Annotated in this window: 16 protein-coding genes; 10 read left to right on the top strand and 6 right to left on the bottom strand. The window is 55.5% G+C overall.

Annotated elements, in window-relative coordinates; translation table 11 throughout:
* Positions 1–19 precede the first annotated feature (19 nt).
* From secD to NQ842_RS19165, 4 genes are all read left to right on the top strand, one after another.
* Positions 20–1,867 carry a protein translocase subunit SecD gene (gene secD / locus NQ842_RS19180; RefSeq protein ID WP_014830860.1) on the top strand — a complete coding sequence of 616 codons (1,848 nt, stop codon included), beginning with the start codon at positions 20–22 and terminating at the stop codon, positions 1,865–1,867.
* Between the two features lie 10 nt (positions 1,868–1,877).
* Positions 1,878–2,849, top strand: coding sequence for a protein translocase subunit SecF (gene secF, locus NQ842_RS19175; protein ID WP_013095834.1), 972 nt, complete (start codon positions 1,878–1,880; stop codon positions 2,847–2,849).
* A gap of 154 nt (positions 2,850–3,003) precedes the next feature.
* Complete coding sequence (locus NQ842_RS19170) at positions 3,004–3,369, top strand: VOC family protein (protein ID WP_014830861.1); 366 nt, start codon at positions 3,004–3,006, stop codon at positions 3,367–3,369.
* 14 nt (positions 3,370–3,383) lie between these two features.
* Positions 3,384–4,064: a YafY family protein gene (locus NQ842_RS19165; protein ID WP_046888880.1), complete on the top strand. Its 681-nt coding sequence runs from the start codon at positions 3,384–3,386 to the stop codon at positions 4,062–4,064.
* Between the two features lie 158 nt (positions 4,065–4,222).
* Here the strand turns inward: NQ842_RS19165 and NQ842_RS19160 are convergent, their stop codons facing one another.
* Positions 4,223–5,101: a nucleoside-specific channel-forming protein Tsx gene (locus NQ842_RS19160; RefSeq protein WP_014830863.1), complete on the bottom strand. Its 879-nt coding sequence runs from the start codon at positions 5,099–5,101 to the stop codon at positions 4,223–4,225.
* 270 nt (positions 5,102–5,371) lie between these two features.
* A complete protein-coding gene (locus tag NQ842_RS19155; protein ID WP_257256211.1) occupies positions 5,372–5,911 on the bottom strand; it encodes a DUF3251 domain-containing protein in 540 nt (179 codons plus the stop codon).
* 152 nt (positions 5,912–6,063) lie between these two features.
* Here NQ842_RS19155 and nrdR point away from each other — a divergent pair, with 152 nt between their 5' ends.
* The 5 genes from nrdR (at position 6,064) to thiL (ending at position 9,669) form a co-directional block, all read left to right on the top strand.
* Positions 6,064–6,513: a transcriptional regulator NrdR gene (gene nrdR / locus NQ842_RS19150; protein ID WP_008503337.1), complete on the top strand. Its 450-nt coding sequence runs from the start codon at positions 6,064–6,066 to the stop codon at positions 6,511–6,513.
* Between the two features lie 4 nt (positions 6,514–6,517).
* Positions 6,518–7,621: a bifunctional diaminohydroxyphosphoribosylaminopyrimidine deaminase/5-amino-6-(5-phosphoribosylamino)uracil reductase RibD gene (gene ribD / locus NQ842_RS19145; RefSeq protein WP_257256209.1), complete on the top strand. Its 1,104-nt coding sequence runs from the start codon at positions 6,518–6,520 to the stop codon at positions 7,619–7,621.
* An 87-nt stretch (positions 7,622–7,708) separates the two neighbouring features.
* Positions 7,709–8,179: a 6,7-dimethyl-8-ribityllumazine synthase gene (ribE, locus tag NQ842_RS19140; RefSeq protein ID WP_006176874.1), complete on the top strand. Its 471-nt coding sequence runs from the start codon at positions 7,709–7,711 to the stop codon at positions 8,177–8,179.
* A gap of 21 nt (positions 8,180–8,200) precedes the next feature.
* Positions 8,201–8,620: a transcription antitermination factor NusB gene (gene nusB / locus NQ842_RS19135; protein ID WP_014069107.1), complete on the top strand. Its 420-nt coding sequence runs from the start codon at positions 8,201–8,203 to the stop codon at positions 8,618–8,620.
* Between the two features lie 77 nt (positions 8,621–8,697).
* A complete protein-coding gene (gene thiL, locus NQ842_RS19130) occupies positions 8,698–9,669 on the top strand; it encodes a thiamine-phosphate kinase (protein ID WP_020686378.1) in 972 nt (323 codons plus the stop codon).
* A 72-nt stretch (positions 9,670–9,741) separates the two neighbouring features.
* Here the strand turns inward: thiL and NQ842_RS19125 are convergent, their stop codons facing one another.
* From NQ842_RS19125 to xseB, 4 genes are all read right to left on the bottom strand, one after another.
* Entirely contained in the window at positions 9,742–10,716 is a 975-nt protein-coding gene (locus NQ842_RS19125) for an aldo/keto reductase (RefSeq protein ID WP_257256208.1), read from the bottom strand.
* A 62-nt stretch (positions 10,717–10,778) separates the two neighbouring features.
* Positions 10,779–12,641 (bottom strand): 1-deoxy-D-xylulose-5-phosphate synthase, encoded by a 1,863-nt coding sequence (dxs, locus tag NQ842_RS19120; RefSeq protein WP_014830868.1) that lies wholly within the window; start codon positions 12,639–12,641, stop codon positions 10,779–10,781.
* Between the two features lie 24 nt (positions 12,642–12,665).
* Positions 12,666–13,565 carry a (2E,6E)-farnesyl diphosphate synthase gene (gene ispA / locus NQ842_RS19115; protein ID WP_096928146.1) on the bottom strand — a complete coding sequence of 300 codons (900 nt, stop codon included), beginning with the start codon at positions 13,563–13,565 and terminating at the stop codon, positions 12,666–12,668.
* Complete coding sequence (gene xseB / locus NQ842_RS19110; protein WP_008503331.1) at positions 13,566–13,808, bottom strand: exodeoxyribonuclease VII small subunit; 243 nt, start codon at positions 13,806–13,808, stop codon at positions 13,566–13,568.
* 191 nt (positions 13,809–13,999) lie between these two features.
* Here xseB and thiI point away from each other — a divergent pair, with 191 nt between their 5' ends.
* The gene (gene thiI / locus NQ842_RS19105) at positions 14,000–15,448 is read left to right on the top strand and encodes a tRNA uracil 4-sulfurtransferase ThiI (protein WP_013095844.1); all 1,449 of its coding nucleotides are present in this window, start codon (positions 14,000–14,002) and stop codon (positions 15,446–15,448) included.
* Positions 15,449–15,457: the final 9 nt, after the last annotated feature.

Below are 15,457 nucleotides of genomic sequence, written 5' to 3'. Positions count from 1 at the left end.
TTTCCCAAAGGGAACTGCCGTGTTAAACCGTTATCCTTTGTGGAAGTACATCATGCTGGTCGTCGTGATTCTCGTCGGCCTGCTGTACGCGCTTCCCAACCTGTATGGTGAGGATCCGGCTGTTCAAATCACTGGCGCGCGCGGTGTCGCCGCCAGTGAGCAAACGCTGATCCAGGTCCAGAAAACGTTACAAGAAGAAAAAATTACCGCTAAGTCTGTGGCTCTGGAAGAGGGCGCAATTCTTGCTCGCTTCGACACCACCGACACGCAGCTCCGCGCTCGCGAAGCGCTGATGGGCGTGCTGGGTGATAAATACGTCGTGGCGCTTAACCTTGCTCCTGCAACCCCGCGTTGGCTGGCTGCGCTGAACGCAGAGCCAATGAAACTCGGTCTTGACCTCCGTGGCGGCGTTCACTTCCTGATGGAAGTGGATATGGATACCGCGCTGGGCAAACTGCAGGAACAGAATATCGATAGCCTGCGCAGCGATTTGCGTGAAAAAGGCATCGCGTATACTACTGTTCGTAAAGAAGATAACTACGGTATGAGCATCACGTTCCGTGACAGTGCGGCGCGCGATCAGGCTGTAGATTACCTGACCCAACGTCACCGTGACCTGGTGATCACCGCTCAGGGCAGCAACCAGCTGCGTGCGGTGATGACCGATGCCCGTCTCAAAGAAGCGCGTGAATATGCCGTTCAGCAGAACATCAACATTCTGCGCAACCGTGTAAACCAACTGGGCGTGGCTGAGCCGCTGGTGCAGCGTCAGGGTGCTGACCGTATCGTTGTGGAACTGCCGGGTATTCAGGACACCGCACGTGCGAAAGAGATTCTGGGTGCCACTGCAACGCTGGAATTCCGTCTGGTGAATACCAACGTTGACCAGTCTGCTGCCGCGTCTGGCCGTATTCCGGGTGACTCGGAAGTGAAAGAGACCCGCGAAGGTCAGCCTGTTGTGCTGTACAAACGCGTGATCCTGACCGGTGACCATATCACCGACTCCACCTCCAGCCAGGACGAGTACAACCAGCCGCAGGTTAACATCTCGCTGGACAGCGCGGGTGGTAACATCATGTCTAACTTCACTAAGGACAACATCGGCAAACCGATGGCGACCCTGTTCGTGGAGTACAAAGACAGCGGTAAGAAAGACGCTAACGGCCGTGCGGTGCTGGTGAAAGAGGAAGAGGTGATTAACATCGCCAATATCCAGTCTCGTCTGGGTAACAGCTTCCGTATTACCGGTATCAACAACCCGAACGAAGCGCGTCAGCTCTCTCTGCTGCTGCGTGCCGGTGCGCTGATTGCGCCAATTCAGATTGTTGAAGAACGTACCATTGGTCCAACTCTGGGTATGCAGAACATCAAACAGGGTCTGGAAGCGTGTCTGGCCGGTCTGGTGGTCTCTATCATCTTCATGATCTTCTTCTATAAGAAGTTTGGTCTGATTGCGACCAGTGCGTTGATTGCGAACCTGGTGCTGATTATCGGCATCATGTCCCTGCTGCCGGGGGCGACGCTGACCATGCCGGGGATTGCCGGTATCGTTCTGACCCTTGCGGTGGCGGTCGACGCCAACGTACTGATAAACGAGCGTATCAAAGAAGAGTTGAGCAACGGTCGCTCTGTTCAGCAGGCGATTGACGAAGGCTATAAAGGCGCGTTCAGCTCCATCTTCGATGCGAACGTAACAACACTGATCAAGGTTCTTATCCTGTATGCAGTGGGGACTGGCGCAATCAAAGGCTTTGCGATTACCACCGGTATCGGTGTTGCAACGTCGATGTTTACTGCTATTGTCGGCACCCGTGCCATCGTGAACCTGCTGTACGGCGGCAAGCGCGTCAAAAAGCTGTCTATCTGAGGAGTGCGTTGTGGCACAGGAATATACTGTTGAACAATTGAACCACGGCCGTAAAGTCTGGGACTTTATGCGCTGGGACTACTGGGCCTTCGGCATTTCAGGTTTACTGCTGATTCTGTCCATCGTCGTTATGGGCGTAAAAGGCTTTAACTGGGGTCTGGATTTCACCGGTGGTACGGTGATTGAAATCACCCTGGAAAAACCGGTCGATATGGACCAGATGCGTCAATCACTGCAGAAAGCGGGCTTTGAAGAGCCGCTGCTGCAGAACTTCGGCAGCAGCCGCGACATCATGGTGCGTATGCCGCCGGTACACGATGCCAACGGCAGCCAGGAGCTGGGCAGCAAGGTTGTTAGCGTAATTAACGAAACAACCAGCCAGAACGCCACGGTTAAGCGTATTGAGTTCGTCGGCCCGAGCGTGGGTGCGGACCTGGCGCAAACCGGTGCGATGGCGCTGCTGGTGGCGCTGATCTCCATCCTGGTGTACGTCGGTTTCCGCTTTGAGTGGCGACTGGCGGCGGGTGTGGTTATCGCACTGGCCCACGACGTGGTGATCACCATGGGCGTACTGTCTCTGTTCCACATTGAGATTGACCTGACGATTGTGGCATCCCTGATGTCCGTTATCGGTTACTCACTGAACGACAGTATCGTGGTATCTGACCGTATTCGTGAAAACTTCCGTAAGATCCGTCGCGGTACGCCGTACGAAATCTTTAACGTGTCGTTGACCCAGACGCTGCACCGTACCTTGATCACATCCGGTACCACCTTGATGGTGATCCTGATGCTGTATCTCTTCGGTGGTCCGGTGCTGGAAGGCTTCTCGCTGACCATGCTGATCGGTGTCTCTATCGGTACCGCGTCGTCAATCTACGTTGCGTCCGCTCTGGCACTGAAACTCGGCATGAAGCGCGAGCACTTGCTCCAGCAGAAAGTCGAGAAAGAAGGGGCGGATCAGCCGTCCATTCTGCCGTAAGACGTTTTGCGCGTTATCGAAATCCCGGTCTGTTGACCGGGATTTTTTTTATCTGCTCCTGACAAAACACTCCTGACAAAACACTCCTGACAGTATGCTGTCAGGAGCCCTGTCGTAGACTCCTGTTGAACCCAAACAAGAGTCAGGAGGATGTATGAAAAGTGTGATTAACTGGTTTGAAATTCCGGTCGCGGATATGGATCGCGCCATCAAATTTTATGAGCCGGTGATGCAGGTTTCACTGAAGCGCGAGAAAATGGACTGCGCCGAGCTGGCGGTATTCCCGCATGAAGATCCAGCCACCGGCGGCGCGCTGGCAAAATTTGAGGGGATTATTCCCTCAGTGCAGGGGGCCATCATCTACCTGCATACTGACAATCTGACCGCCACGCTCGATCGCATTGCTTCTGCGGGCGGTGAGTGCGTGTTTGGCCCGCTGGAGTTACCACGCGGTATTGGTACTATTGCTTTGTTTACCGACAGCGAAGGTAATCGCGTCGGCCTTCATCAACCCGCCTGAGAGCATAAGTAAAAATGACCCGACGCGCTGACCGTTTGTTTCAGATAGTACAGATCCTGCGGGGCAGACGTCTGACAACGGCAGCGCATCTGGCGGACCGGCTGGGCGTTTCTGAGCGTACGGTATACCGCGATATCCGCGACCTGTCGCTTTCCGGCGTGCCGGTAGAGGGCGAGGCGGGAAGTGGGTACCGGCTGATGTCGGGATTTGACCTGCCACCGCTGATGCTGACAAACAAGGAGTCTGAGGCGCTGATCGTGGCGATTCGCCTGCTTACCACCTGGGGCGGGGAATCCCTGTCGCGCGAACTGGAGTCGGCACAGGAGAAAGTACTCGCGATCCTGCCCGAAGAGAGTCGCCGAAAGGCAGAGCAGACGCGGATCTACGCCCCGGATTTTGGCATGAAAAGCCACTCCCGCAGTGATTTTGATGTCATTCACCAGGCGATATCGACCCAGCGCGTGCTGGTGCTGCATTATCGTGACGAAGCCGGGCAATTTTCAACGCGCGAAGTTCAGCCGCTGGGGCTGTTTTTCTGGGGAGAACGCTGGCTACTGGCGGCGTGGTGTGAACTGCGCGATGATTATCGCTGCTTCCGTCTCGACAGATGTCTCAAAATTGTGCTCACGGAACGGCGCTTTAGTGAGAGTGCGGACCGATCGCTGGCGGATTTTTTGCGCAAGGTGAAGCAGTAAAAAGCCAGGTGGCGAGGTAAAAGCAAAACGGCAACGTCTGTTGCCGTTTTTTGTGTTTGTTCCCTCTCCCCGTGGGAGAGGGACAGGGTGAGGGCATCAGCCCGCACAGGTTTTGTAGGCCGGGTAAGCGTCAGCGCCACCCGGCAACAACCACACGATTAGAAGTTGTAACCCACAACCAGGTAACCACCCCAACCGGTAGAACGGACGTGTTCGTTCATCCATACCAGTTTAGCGTCGTCGTTCCACTGGCCGCCGTTGTGCCAGTAACGCGCAACAACAGAGTAATGCCAGTGATCGTAGTTCAGCGCCAGAATGTGGCTGGAGGCAATGGAGTCGTTGGTACGCTGCTTAATACCGTTCTCAGCGTAACCGCTCTTATCGCCCAGATCTGAACCCCAGTCAAAGTTGGTGAAGCCGATATAGCTCAGGTTACCGCCCCACAGCTGGGTGATTGGCACAAAGTATTTCACTTTGAAACGGTAGCCATCCCATTCGTTCTCGTTTTCAGCGCCGTAGTTCTGCCATTGATACTTAGCGTACACGTTCAGAGACAGGCTCATTGGCAGGCCCGTGTCGATGTCGGTACCCAGACCCATATACCAGGTGCTCTGGCGACCGGACTTGTTGCGGCCCATGTCGTAGATATAGTTGTTCGCGAAATACCACTCTTTGAACGGACCAAACGCCAGGCTGGTACCAGTCAGTTTATCAATAGAGAAGCGCGGTTCGATCTCCATGAACAGTGGGGAACCGTGGTTCCAGATACCTTTCGCCTGGGTGTTACCGCCGAAGAAGACCGGTGCATCCATATAACCGTAGAAATCAAACCAGTCTTTCTTGGCGAACGCTTCGTACTCCAGGTAGGTATCGTTGCGGATCTGTGGTCCGAAACGGGTGTGGTAGCTGCCGACCACGTTAACGCTCTGGTGCCACCAGTCGGAGAGGTATTGTGGTTTATCGTTTTCCGCTGCGTTAACAGTGAAAGAGGAGGAAAGTGCCAGCACGGCGCCGGCTGCGAGTAATGTTTTTTTCATAATCATGCCACTGATTGAAATTCCCTTCCGGGAGTGAAAAATGCGCGAATTGCGTTTCTAAATATTTCGTGTTTCTGCGGAGCCTATTATAGGAATCCTTGCTCACAAAAATATGTGTTGTTTCACATATCTCTCACACGCGTAATCGATTGCGTTCACGTTTGCGTACTTTAAACGGCCGGGATTGTAGCGGCAATCATTTATGTTGCCAATCCATACGAAATGTAAATGTTAGCGGAGTGACATTTCACTCCGCTCAAAAGGAGGGGATTACTGCGCGGCGGGTTGAATGTCGTGAATGCGGATAAAGCCTAACTGTTCAGGAGTAAGTCCGGTTAACTGAAGCGGAATATCCACATCACTGGGTGCTAAAACACTGGCCGGGGCGGTGAAGAGCTGATTCTTCACGTTAACCTCCTGGTAATTCTCGGTGGTGCCCTGGATCTGGCCCCACTCGACGGTGCCGCTAAAGGCTGGCAGCGGATCGTTGGACTCACCCTGAATGCGTAATGTTGCGCGAGTACCATCCGCATTTGCCGCCACATTCACCAGCGACATTTTTAACGTGCCAACCTGGCTGTTGAGACGGGCAGGGGTGTTGGCCCCCGGCAGCAAATACACCCCGCTGGTGGATTTTGCATTCAGCGCGTTTTGCTGGGTGATCTTCACGGTCTCTTTGTTCAGTTTGTCCATCGCCGTATTGAGCGTATTCACGCTCTGTTTCATCTGGCGGACTTCGGTTTGCTGTGCACAGGCGCTAAGGGTGAAGAGGCTCCCCACCAGCAGAATTTTCAGGTAACGTCTTGTCATTGCGTTTAATTCCTTGAAATAACGGATCACCGTAATGGTAGCCAGCAACGTCCCGACAGACATAGATCCTTTGTCTCAAAAAGCTCTTCCTTTGTTGTCAGGCCAGATCAGGGTAAAATGAAAGTCAGTTAACCAGATAACAGGGATACCGTATGCATTGCCCATTCTGCTCCGCTGTGGATACCAAAGTCATCGATTCTCGTCTTGTGGGCGAAGGGTCTTCCGTACGCCGCCGTCGGCAGTGTCTGGTATGCAACGAGCGTTTTACGACCTTTGAGGTGGCAGAGCTGGTCATGCCGCGCGTGGTAAAAAGTAACGACGTGCGCGAGCCGTTTAACGAAGAGAAACTGCGCAGCGGAATGCTCAAGGCGCTGGAAAAACGCCCCGTCAGCGCGGATGACGTCGAAATGGCGTTAAACCACATTAAATCTTACCTTCGTGGTCTGGGCGAACGTGAAGTGCCCAGCAAGATGATCGGCAATCTGGTGATGGAGCAGTTGAAAAAGCTCGATAAGGTCGCCTATATCCGCTTCGCCTCTGTTTACCGCAGTTTCGAAGATATCAAAGAGTTTGGCGAAGAGATCGCCCGCTTACAGGATTGAGTCCATGCAGGATGAGATGTACATGGCGCGCGCCATGAAGCTGGCGCAGCGCGGTCGATTTACCACCCATCCCAACCCCAATGTCGGGTGCGTCATTGTGAAAGATGGCGAGATCGTGGGCGAAGGTTTCCACTACCGCGCAGGCGAGCCTCATGCCGAGGTGCATGCCCTGCGTATGGCGGGCGAAAAGGCACGCGGGGCTACGGCCTACGTGACGCTTGAGCCGTGCAGCCATCATGGACGTACGCCGCCATGCTGTGAAGCGCTGATTGCGGCGGGAGTGTCGCGCGTTGTCGCTGCGATGCAGGATCCCAATCCGCAGGTGGCCGGACGTGGCCTGTACCGTCTGCAGCAGGAAGGGATCGATGTCAGCCACGGCCTGATGATGCAGGATGCGGAAGCCATCAACAAAGGCTTTCTAAAACGTATGCGTACCGGGTTCCCCTATATTCAGCTTAAGCTGGGGGCCTCACTGGATGGCCGTACGGCGATGGCGAACGGCGAAAGTCAGTGGATCACTTCGCCACAGGCAAGGCGCGATGTGCAACGTCTGCGTGCCCAAAGCCATGCTATCCTCACCAGCAGTGAAACGGTTCTCGCGGACGATCCGGCGATGACCGTGCGCTGGACTGAACTGAATGCCGATACCCAGGCGCTGTATCCGCAGGAAAACCTGCGCCAGCCGCTGCGTATTATCGTTGATAGCCATAACCGCGTGACGCCTGAACACCGCATTGTGCAGCAGCCCGGTGAAACCTGGATTGCCCGTACTAAAGACGATTCACGTGACTGGCCGGAAGGTGTGCGCAGCATTATGGTGCCTGAGCACAATGGACATCTGGATTTAGTGGTGCTGATGATGCTGCTGGGTAAGCAGCAGGTGAACAGCATCTGGGTGGAAGCGGGACCGACGCTGGCAGGCGCACTGCTCCAGGCGGGTCTGGTCGATGAACTGATTGTCTACGTTGCGCCTAAACTGTTGGGTAGCGACGCGCGTGGCCTGTTTGTGCTGCCCGGCCTTGAAAAACTGGCCGATGCACCACAACTCAAATTCAGCGAGATTCGTCCGGTGGGTCCGGATGTTTGCCTCCATTTAACGACAGCGTAATTGCTCCTGAAATAGGGAAGCAGTGCGCAAAGTATTATGATAAAATCCGCCCCCCTGCGGGGCCAAATGAACCCGTAAAGGAAGAGTATGAACATTATTGAAGCTGCTGTAGCTACCCCGGACGCTCGCGTCGCCATCACCATTGCGCGTTTCAACAACTTCATCAACGACAGCCTGCTGGAAGGTGCTATTGACGCCCTGAAACGTATCGGCCAGGTTAAAGATGACAACATTACCGTTGTGTGGGTTCCAGGTGCTTACGAACTGCCACTGGCAGCGGGCGCGCTGGCGAAAACCGGTAAATACGACGCGGTGATTGCGCTGGGTACCGTTATTCGTGGCGGCACTGCGCACTTCGAATACGTTGCGGGCGGTGCAAGCAATGGTCTGGCGCACGTTGCACAGGATGCTGAAATTCCTGTCGCGTTTGGCGTACTGACCACTGAAAGTATTGAACAAGCCATCGAACGCGCTGGTACCAAAGCCGGTAACAAAGGTGCAGAAGCTGCACTGACCGCGCTTGAAATGATCAATGTATTGAAAGCCATCAAGGCCTGATTTTTTTGTAAGGGGAATTCCGTGAAACCTGCTGCTCGTCGCCGCGCCCGTGAATGTGCCGTTCAGGCACTTTACTCCTGGCAGTTGTCCCAGAACGACATCGCTGATGTTGAATACCAGTTCCTGTCAGAACAGGACGTGAAAGACGTTGACGTTCTGTACTTCCGTGAACTGCTGTCGGGAGTGGCGACTAATAGCGCGTATCTCGATGGTCTGATGAAACCCTACCTGTCCCGTCTGCTCGACGAGCTGGGTCAGGTTGAAAAAGCAGTGTTGCGCATTGCGCTGTTTGAGCTGTCTAAACGTGATGATGTGCCGTATAAAGTGGCCATCAACGAAGCGATCGAACTGGCGAAAACCTTCGGCGCTGAAGACAGCCACAAGTTTGTAAACGGCGTTCTTGATAAAGCAGCACCTGCGATCCGTCCCCACAAAAAGTGATCCGCAAACCGGAGTTCTGCATTGCCTGACGGGCAGTGCGGCTCCGGTTTTTTCTTTTATTTGCTGAGGCATAACGTATGGCATGCGGCGAATTCTCCCTGATTGCCCGTTATTTCGACCGTGTCAGAACCTCTCGTCTTGATGTTGAAACCGGCATTGGCGATGACTGTGCACTTCTCAATATTCCCGAAAAACAGACGCTGGCAATCAGCACCGACACCTTAGTGTGCGGGCGCCATTTTTTACCGGATATCGATCCTGCCGATCTGGCATATAAAGCGCTGGCGGTCAACGTGAGCGATCTGGCCGCGATGGGCGCCGATCCGGCGTGGTTAACGCTGGCCCTGACGCTGCCAGAGGTTGATGAACCCTGGCTTGAAGCCTTTAGTGACGCCCTGTTTGAGCAGCTTAACTACTACGACATGCAGTTGATTGGCGGCGATACCACGGCGGGGCCGCTATCGATGACGCTCGCGATCCACGGCTATGTGCCGGCTGGACGCGCGCTGAAACGCTCGGGGGCGAAACCTGGCGACTGGATCTACGTCACCGGCACGCCGGGTGACAGCGCCGCGGGGCTGGCGATCCTCCAGGATCGCTTGACCGTGAACGATACTGACGACGCGGCGTATCTGGTCAAACGCCATCTGCGGCCCACGCCGCGTATTCTTCACGGCCAGGCGCTGCGCGAACGGGCAAGCTCGGCTATCGATCTCTCGGACGGGTTAATCTCAGACCTCGGTCATATACTGAAGGCCAGCGGTGTCGGCGCGCGCGTTGACCTGGATCTGTTCCCGCTATCAGAACAGCTGCTTCGACATGTCGAGCCTGAGCAGGCTCTGCGCTGGGGGCTCTCCGGTGGCGAAGATTATGAGCTGTGCTTTACCGTGCCTGAGCTCAACCGTGGGACGCTGGACGTGGCGTTAGCCCATCTTGGCGCGAAGTTTACCTGCATCGGGCAGATCATGCCGGAGAGCGAAGGGCTGAAGTTTGTGAAAGACGGTGCGCCTGTGACGCTGGACTGGAAAGGGTACGATCACTTCGGGTGATGTTGTGCGATCTGTACTGCCGGGTGGCGGCTTCGCCTTACCCGGCCTGTATTGGAGGGTTAGGGAGAGGGATTACTTAAACCCCACCACCGGATGCTGCTGATACGGTGTCTCCAGTTCGGCAACCTGCTCCGGCGTCAGCGTGATATCCACCGCCTTCAGCAGTTCATCAAGCTGTTCTTCCCGCGAAGTGCCAATAATCGGTGCCGCGACGCCGCGTTTACCCAGCAGCCATGCCAGCGCGACCTGGGCGCGGGTTGCTCCGGTATCGTCGGCGATCCCGGCTAAACGCTCGGCAATTAACGCATCGCTGGCTTCTGTACTGGAATAAAGGTTTTTTCCCACTTCATCCGATACCAGGCGGGCTGTGGTTTCCCCCCACGGACGGGTCAGGCGACCGCGTGCCAGTGGGCTCCACGGGATCACCGCCACGCCTTCCTGATCGCACAGCGGTAGCATCTCGCGTTCTTCTTCGCGATAGATCAGGTTGTAGTGATCCTGCATGGTGACGAAGCGCGCCCAGCCATGTTGCGCCTGCAGAGCCAGCGCTTGGGCGAACTGCGACGCGTGCATAGACGATGCGCCGATGTAACGCGCCTTACCGGCTTTCACCACATCGTTGAGCGCTTCAAGCGTCTCTTCAATGGGAGTGTTGTAATCCCAGCGGTGAATTTGCAGCAGGTCGACATAGTCCATGTTCAGGCGTCGAAGGCTGTCATCAATGGAACGCAGGATCTGGGCGCGAGAAAGGCCCTCAGCCAGATCGCCCACCGGGTAATAGACCTTGGTGGCGACGACGATTTCATCACGTCGCGCAAAATCGCGCAGGGCACGGCCAACGATCTCTTCACTGCTGCCGTCGGAGTAGCTGTTGGCGGTGTCAAAGAAGTTAATGCCACCTTCGATGGCGCGTTTGATGATAGGGCGGCTGCTCTCTTCGGGCAGCGTCCAGGCGTGATTACCCCGGTCAGGCTCGCCAAAGGTCATACATCCCAGGCAAAGTCGGGAAACGTTAAGATCCGTTTTTCCTAATGTCGTGTATTGCATGGTTCCACTCCTACTTTTTAAACAATACGTTTAAGCATAGCAGGAGCGGAAAAGGGGAGGGATCAGGCAAGCCAGCTACGAATTTTGGCTTCAATACCAGCGGCGTCCAGGCCAATTGCCGCGCGGGCTTCGTCCTGAGTACCTTGCGGAATGAAGTGATCCGGCAGACCGAGGTTCAGTACCGGAACGGCTTTACGGTTCGCCATCAGCACCTCGTTCACGCCGCTGCCCGCGCCGCCCATGATGGCGTTTTCTTCCAGCGTCACCAGCACGTCATGGGTTTCTGCCATGTTCAGGATCAGGGATTCATCGAGCGGTTTCACAAAGCGCATATCCACCAGAGTGGCATTCAGCGACTCAGCGACCTTAGCGGCTTCTGGCATCAGGGTACCGAAGTTCAGAATTGCCACTTTCTCACCGCGACGCTTCACCAGACCTTTACCTATCGCCAGCTTCTCCAGCGGCTGCAGCTCAACGCCTACCGCGTTACCGCGTGGATAGCGAACCGCGCTTGGGCCATCCTGATAGTGGTAACCGGTAAACAGCATCTGACGACACTCGTTTTCGTCGCTTGGCGTCATGATGACCATGTCCGGGATGCAGCGCAGGAACGAGAGATCAAATGCGCCCTGGTGCGTCTGGCCGTCAGCACCCACGATGCCTGCGCGGTCGATAGCAAACAGCACCGGCAGCTTCTGGATGGCAACGTCATGGATCACCTGATCGTAGGCGCGTTGCAGGAAGGTGGAGTAGATCGCCACCACCGGTTTGTATCCACCAATCGCCAGACCCGCCGCGAAGGTGACTGCGTGCTGCTCGGCAATAGCCACGTCAAAATACTGGTCAGGGTATTTTTTGGAGAACTCGACCATGCCGGAACCTTCACGCATGGCCGGGGTGATCGCCATTAGCTTGTTGTCTTTCGCCGCGGTTTCACATAACCAGTCGCCGAAGATTTTGGAATAGCTCGGCATGCCGCCGCTGCTTTTTGGCAGACAACCGCTGGTCGGATCGAATTTAGGTACCGCGTGGAAAGTGATTGGATCTTTTTCCGCCGGTTCGTAACCACGGCCTTTTTTCGTCATGATGTGCAGGAACTGCGGGCCTTTCAGGTCGCGCATGTTCTTGAGCGTGGTGACCAGCCCCAGCACGTCGTGACCATCAACCGGGCCAATGTAGTTAAAGCCCAGCTCTTCAAACAGTGTACCCGGCACGACCATGCCTTTGATGTGTTCTTCGGTGCGCTTGAGTAGCTCTTTGATTGGCGGTACGCCGGAGAACACTTTCTTGCCGCCTTCGCGCAGCGAGGAGTAGAGCTTGCCGGAGAGCAGCTGTGCCAGATGGTTATTCAGCGCGCCGACGTTCTCGGAAATCGACATTTCGTTATCGTTCAGGATAACCAGCATGTCAGGCTTGATATCGCCCGCGTGGTTCATGGCCTCAAAGGCCATCCCGGCGGTGATAGCGCCGTCGCCAATCACGCAGACGGTGCGGCGCTGCTTATTCTCTTTTTCGGCGGCCACGGCAATACCGATACCCGCGGAAATGGAAGTGGACGAGTGGCCGACGCTTAAGACGTCATACTCGCTCTCACCGCGCCACGGGAACGGATGCAGGCCGCCTTTCTGGCGGATGGTGCCAATTTGATCGCGACGACCCGTCAGAATTTTGTGTGGATAGGCCTGATGGCCCACGTCCCAGATGAGCTGATCGAACGGGGTGTTGTAGACGTAGTGCAGCGCAACGGTCAGCTCGACCGTGCCAAGCCCGGAGGCGAAATGTCCGCTGGAACGGCTTACGCTGTCGAGCAGATAGCGACGCAGTTCGTCGCACAGCTTCGGCAGGTTCTCTTTCGGCAACAGACGCAACTCCTGGGTGGAGTCAACTAACGCCAGTGTCGGGTATTTGGCAATATCAAAACTCATCAAAGGCTCATCGAGATAGTGTGTTTATTTATCACGCTGGATTATATAGTCCGCTAGCGCTTCCAGTGCCGAGGTATCGAGAGACTGCGCGGCCAGTTCATTCAGTGACTGGCGGGCTTCCTCTATCAGATCCCGGGCTTTACGCTGGGCTTGCTCAAGACCCAGCAGGGCGGGGTAGGTACTTTTGCCAAGCTGCTGATCCGCACCCTGACGTTTACCCAATGTTGCAGTATCGCCCACCACATCCAGAATGTCATCCTGAACCTGGAACGCCAGACCGATACTTTCTGCGTATCTGTCCAGAATCGGCAGGGCTTTGCGCCCCTGTTCACCTGCGCTCAGTGCGCCCAGGCGAACGGCGGCACGAATGAGTGCGCCCGTTTTATGCCGGTGAATACGCTCCAGCTGTTCCAGATTAACCTGACGTCCTTCTGCCTCCAGATCCAGCGCTTGCCCGCCGCACATTCCGGCAACGCCGCTAGCCATCGCCAGTTCGGAAACCATGGCCAGACGGTCGCGATCGGTCACTTCGGCCATCGGCGCATCGCTGAGAATGGAGAATGCCAGCGTCTGCAGGGCATCCCCCGCCAGGATGGCATTCGCTTCGCCAAACTTAATATGGCAGGTTGGCTGACCGCGACGCAGATCGTCATCATCCATCGCCGGTAAATCATCGTGGATCAGCGAGTAGGCATGGATGCACTCAACGGCGGCAGCCGGGGCGTCCAGCGTGGTATCGCTGATACCAAACATATTGCCTGTGGCGTAGACGAGGAACGGGCGCAGGCGCTTTCCACCCAAGAGTGCGCCATAGTGCATGGCCTCAACCAGTGGAGTGTTCTGAAAAGGTTGTGGCGCAATAAAACGGCGCAGGGCGTCGTTGGCGCGGATGACTCGCGCCTGAAGCTCGTTAGCAAAATCCATTTACTCGGCGTCCGGTGTGAAAGGCGTTGTCTTAGCGTCTTCGCTATCGGAAAGCAGGATCTGCACACGCTGCTCGGCCTGCTGCAGTTTAACCTGCCCCTGGCGCGCCAGCTGCACGCCACGCTCGAATTCGTTGAGCGCCTCTTCCAGCGGTAAATCACCGCTTTCAAGGCGGGTGACGATCTGCTCCAGTTCACTCAGCGCAGTTTCAAAACTGGCCGGTGCGTCGTTCTTCTTCGGCATAGTGAATTGACTCTTATATTCTCAGCCCCGACATGGTAACGGACTCGGGGCAATTATCAAATAACGCGCAATGTGCACAGGAACGGCGCGATGGTGGTATACTTGCGCGCCTGGATGCAGCCACGGGTGTGGGCTGTAATATTATTTTCCATTACAAGCCTTAATACGCTTGCCTAAGAAACATTGCCGCCATGAAGTTTATCATTAAATTGTTCCCTGAAATCACCATCAAAAGCCAATCTGTGCGTTTGCGCTTTATTAAAATTCTCACCGGGAACATTCGTAACGTTTTAAAGCACTACGACGAAACGCTCGCCGTGGTGCGCCACTGGGATCACGTTGAAGTTCGCGCGAAAGATGAAAACAAACGTCAGGACATTCGCGACGCGCTGACCCGTATTCCGGGTATTCACCATATTCTGGAAGTGGAAGATGTTCCGTTCACTTCCCTGCATGACATCTTCGAAAAAGCGCTGGTGCAGTATCGCGACCAGATCGAAGGCAAAACCTTCTGCGTGCGCGTGAAGCGTCGCGGCAAGCACGAATTCAGCTCTATCGAGGTGGAACGTTACGTTGGCGGCGGTCTGAACCAGCATGTTGAAACGGCGCGCGTGCGTCTGACCAACCCGGATGTCACCGTGAACCTGGAGATCGAAAACGATCGCCTGCTGCTGGTGAAAGGGCGTTACGAAGGTATCGGCGGCTTCCCAATCGGTACCCAGGAAGATGTGCTGTCGCTGATTTCCGGTGGTTTCGACTCTGGCGTCTCCAGCTACATGCTGATGCGTCGCGGCTGCCGTGTGCATTACTGCTTCTTTAATCTGGGCGGCGCGGCGCATGAAATCGGCGTGCGTCAGGTGGCACACTATCTGTGGAATCGCTTTGGCAGCTCGCACCGCGTGCGCTTTGTGGCGATCAACTTCGAGCCAGTGGTTGGCGAAATCCTGGAGAAAGTGGACGACGGTCAGATGGGCGTGGTCCTCAAGCGTATGATGGTGCGTGCGGCCTCTAAAGTAGCGGAACGCTACGGCGTGCAGGCGCTGGTCACCGGTGAAGCGCTGGGGCAGGTTTCCAGCCAGACGCTGACCAACCTGCGTCTCATCGACAATGTTTCTGATACCCTGATCCTGCGTCCGCTGATCTCCCATGATAAAGAGCACATCATCGATCTGGCGCGCGAAATCGGTACAGAAGATTTTGCCCGTACCATGCCAGAGTACTGCGGCGTGATCTCGAAGAGCCCGACGGTCAAAGCGGTGAAGGCGAAGATCGAAGCGGAAGAAGAGCACTTCGATTTCAGCATTCTGGATAAAGTGGTGGAAGAAGCGTCCAACATCGACATCCGTGAGATTGCCCAGCAGACCGAGCAGGAAGTGGTTGAAGTTGAAACCGTGAGCGGTTTCGGTGCCAACGACGCGATTCTGGATATCCGCTCCGTTGATGAGCAGGACGACAAGCCGCTGCAGGTGGAAGGGGTGGAAGTGGTTTCTCTGCCGTTCTATAAGCTGAGCACCAAATTTGGCGACCTCGACCAGAGCAAAACATACCTGCTGTGGTGTGAACGTGGAGTGATGAGTCGCCTGCAGGCGCTGTACCTGCGTGAGCAGGGCTTTGCGAATGTGAAGGTGTATCGTCCGTAGTTCATTTTA

Origin of the sequence: Enterobacter cloacae complex sp. R_G8, assembly GCF_024599795.1 — a bacterium.
Lineage (GTDB): Bacteria > Pseudomonadota > Gammaproteobacteria > Enterobacterales > Enterobacteriaceae > Enterobacter > Enterobacter dissolvens.
Note: the sequence above shows the minus strand (reverse complement) of the source record. Positions and strands in the feature narration are given on the sequence as shown.

Coding starts and splice junctions, on each gene's coding strand:
- xseB (WP_008503331.1), bottom strand. CDS start 13,808: ATGCCGAAGAAGAACGACGCACCGGCCAGTTTTGAAACTGCGCTGAGT.
- nrdR (WP_008503337.1), top strand. CDS start 6,064: ATGCATTGCCCATTCTGCTCCGCTGTGGATACCAAAGTCATCGATTCT.
- ribE (WP_006176874.1), top strand. CDS start 7,709: ATGAACATTATTGAAGCTGCTGTAGCTACCCCGGACGCTCGCGTCGCC.
- dxs (WP_014830868.1), bottom strand. CDS start 12,641: ATGAGTTTTGATATTGCCAAATACCCGACACTGGCGTTAGTTGACTCC.
- ribD (WP_257256209.1), top strand. CDS start 6,518: ATGCAGGATGAGATGTACATGGCGCGCGCCATGAAGCTGGCGCAGCGC.
- NQ842_RS19160 (WP_014830863.1), bottom strand. CDS start 5,101: ATGAAAAAAACATTACTCGCAGCCGGCGCCGTGCTGGCACTTTCCTCC.
- NQ842_RS19125 (WP_257256208.1), bottom strand. CDS start 10,716: ATGCAATACACGACATTAGGAAAAACGGATCTTAACGTTTCCCGACTT.
- ispA (WP_096928146.1), bottom strand. CDS start 13,565: ATGGATTTTGCTAACGAGCTTCAGGCGCGAGTCATCCGCGCCAACGAC.
- thiL (WP_020686378.1), top strand. CDS start 8,698: ATGGCATGCGGCGAATTCTCCCTGATTGCCCGTTATTTCGACCGTGTC.
- NQ842_RS19165 (WP_046888880.1), top strand. CDS start 3,384: ATGACCCGACGCGCTGACCGTTTGTTTCAGATAGTACAGATCCTGCGG.
- thiI (WP_013095844.1), top strand. CDS start 14,000: ATGAAGTTTATCATTAAATTGTTCCCTGAAATCACCATCAAAAGCCAA.
- NQ842_RS19170 (WP_014830861.1), top strand. CDS start 3,004: ATGAAAAGTGTGATTAACTGGTTTGAAATTCCGGTCGCGGATATGGAT.
- NQ842_RS19155 (WP_257256211.1), bottom strand. CDS start 5,911: ATGACAAGACGTTACCTGAAAATTCTGCTGGTGGGGAGCCTCTTCACC.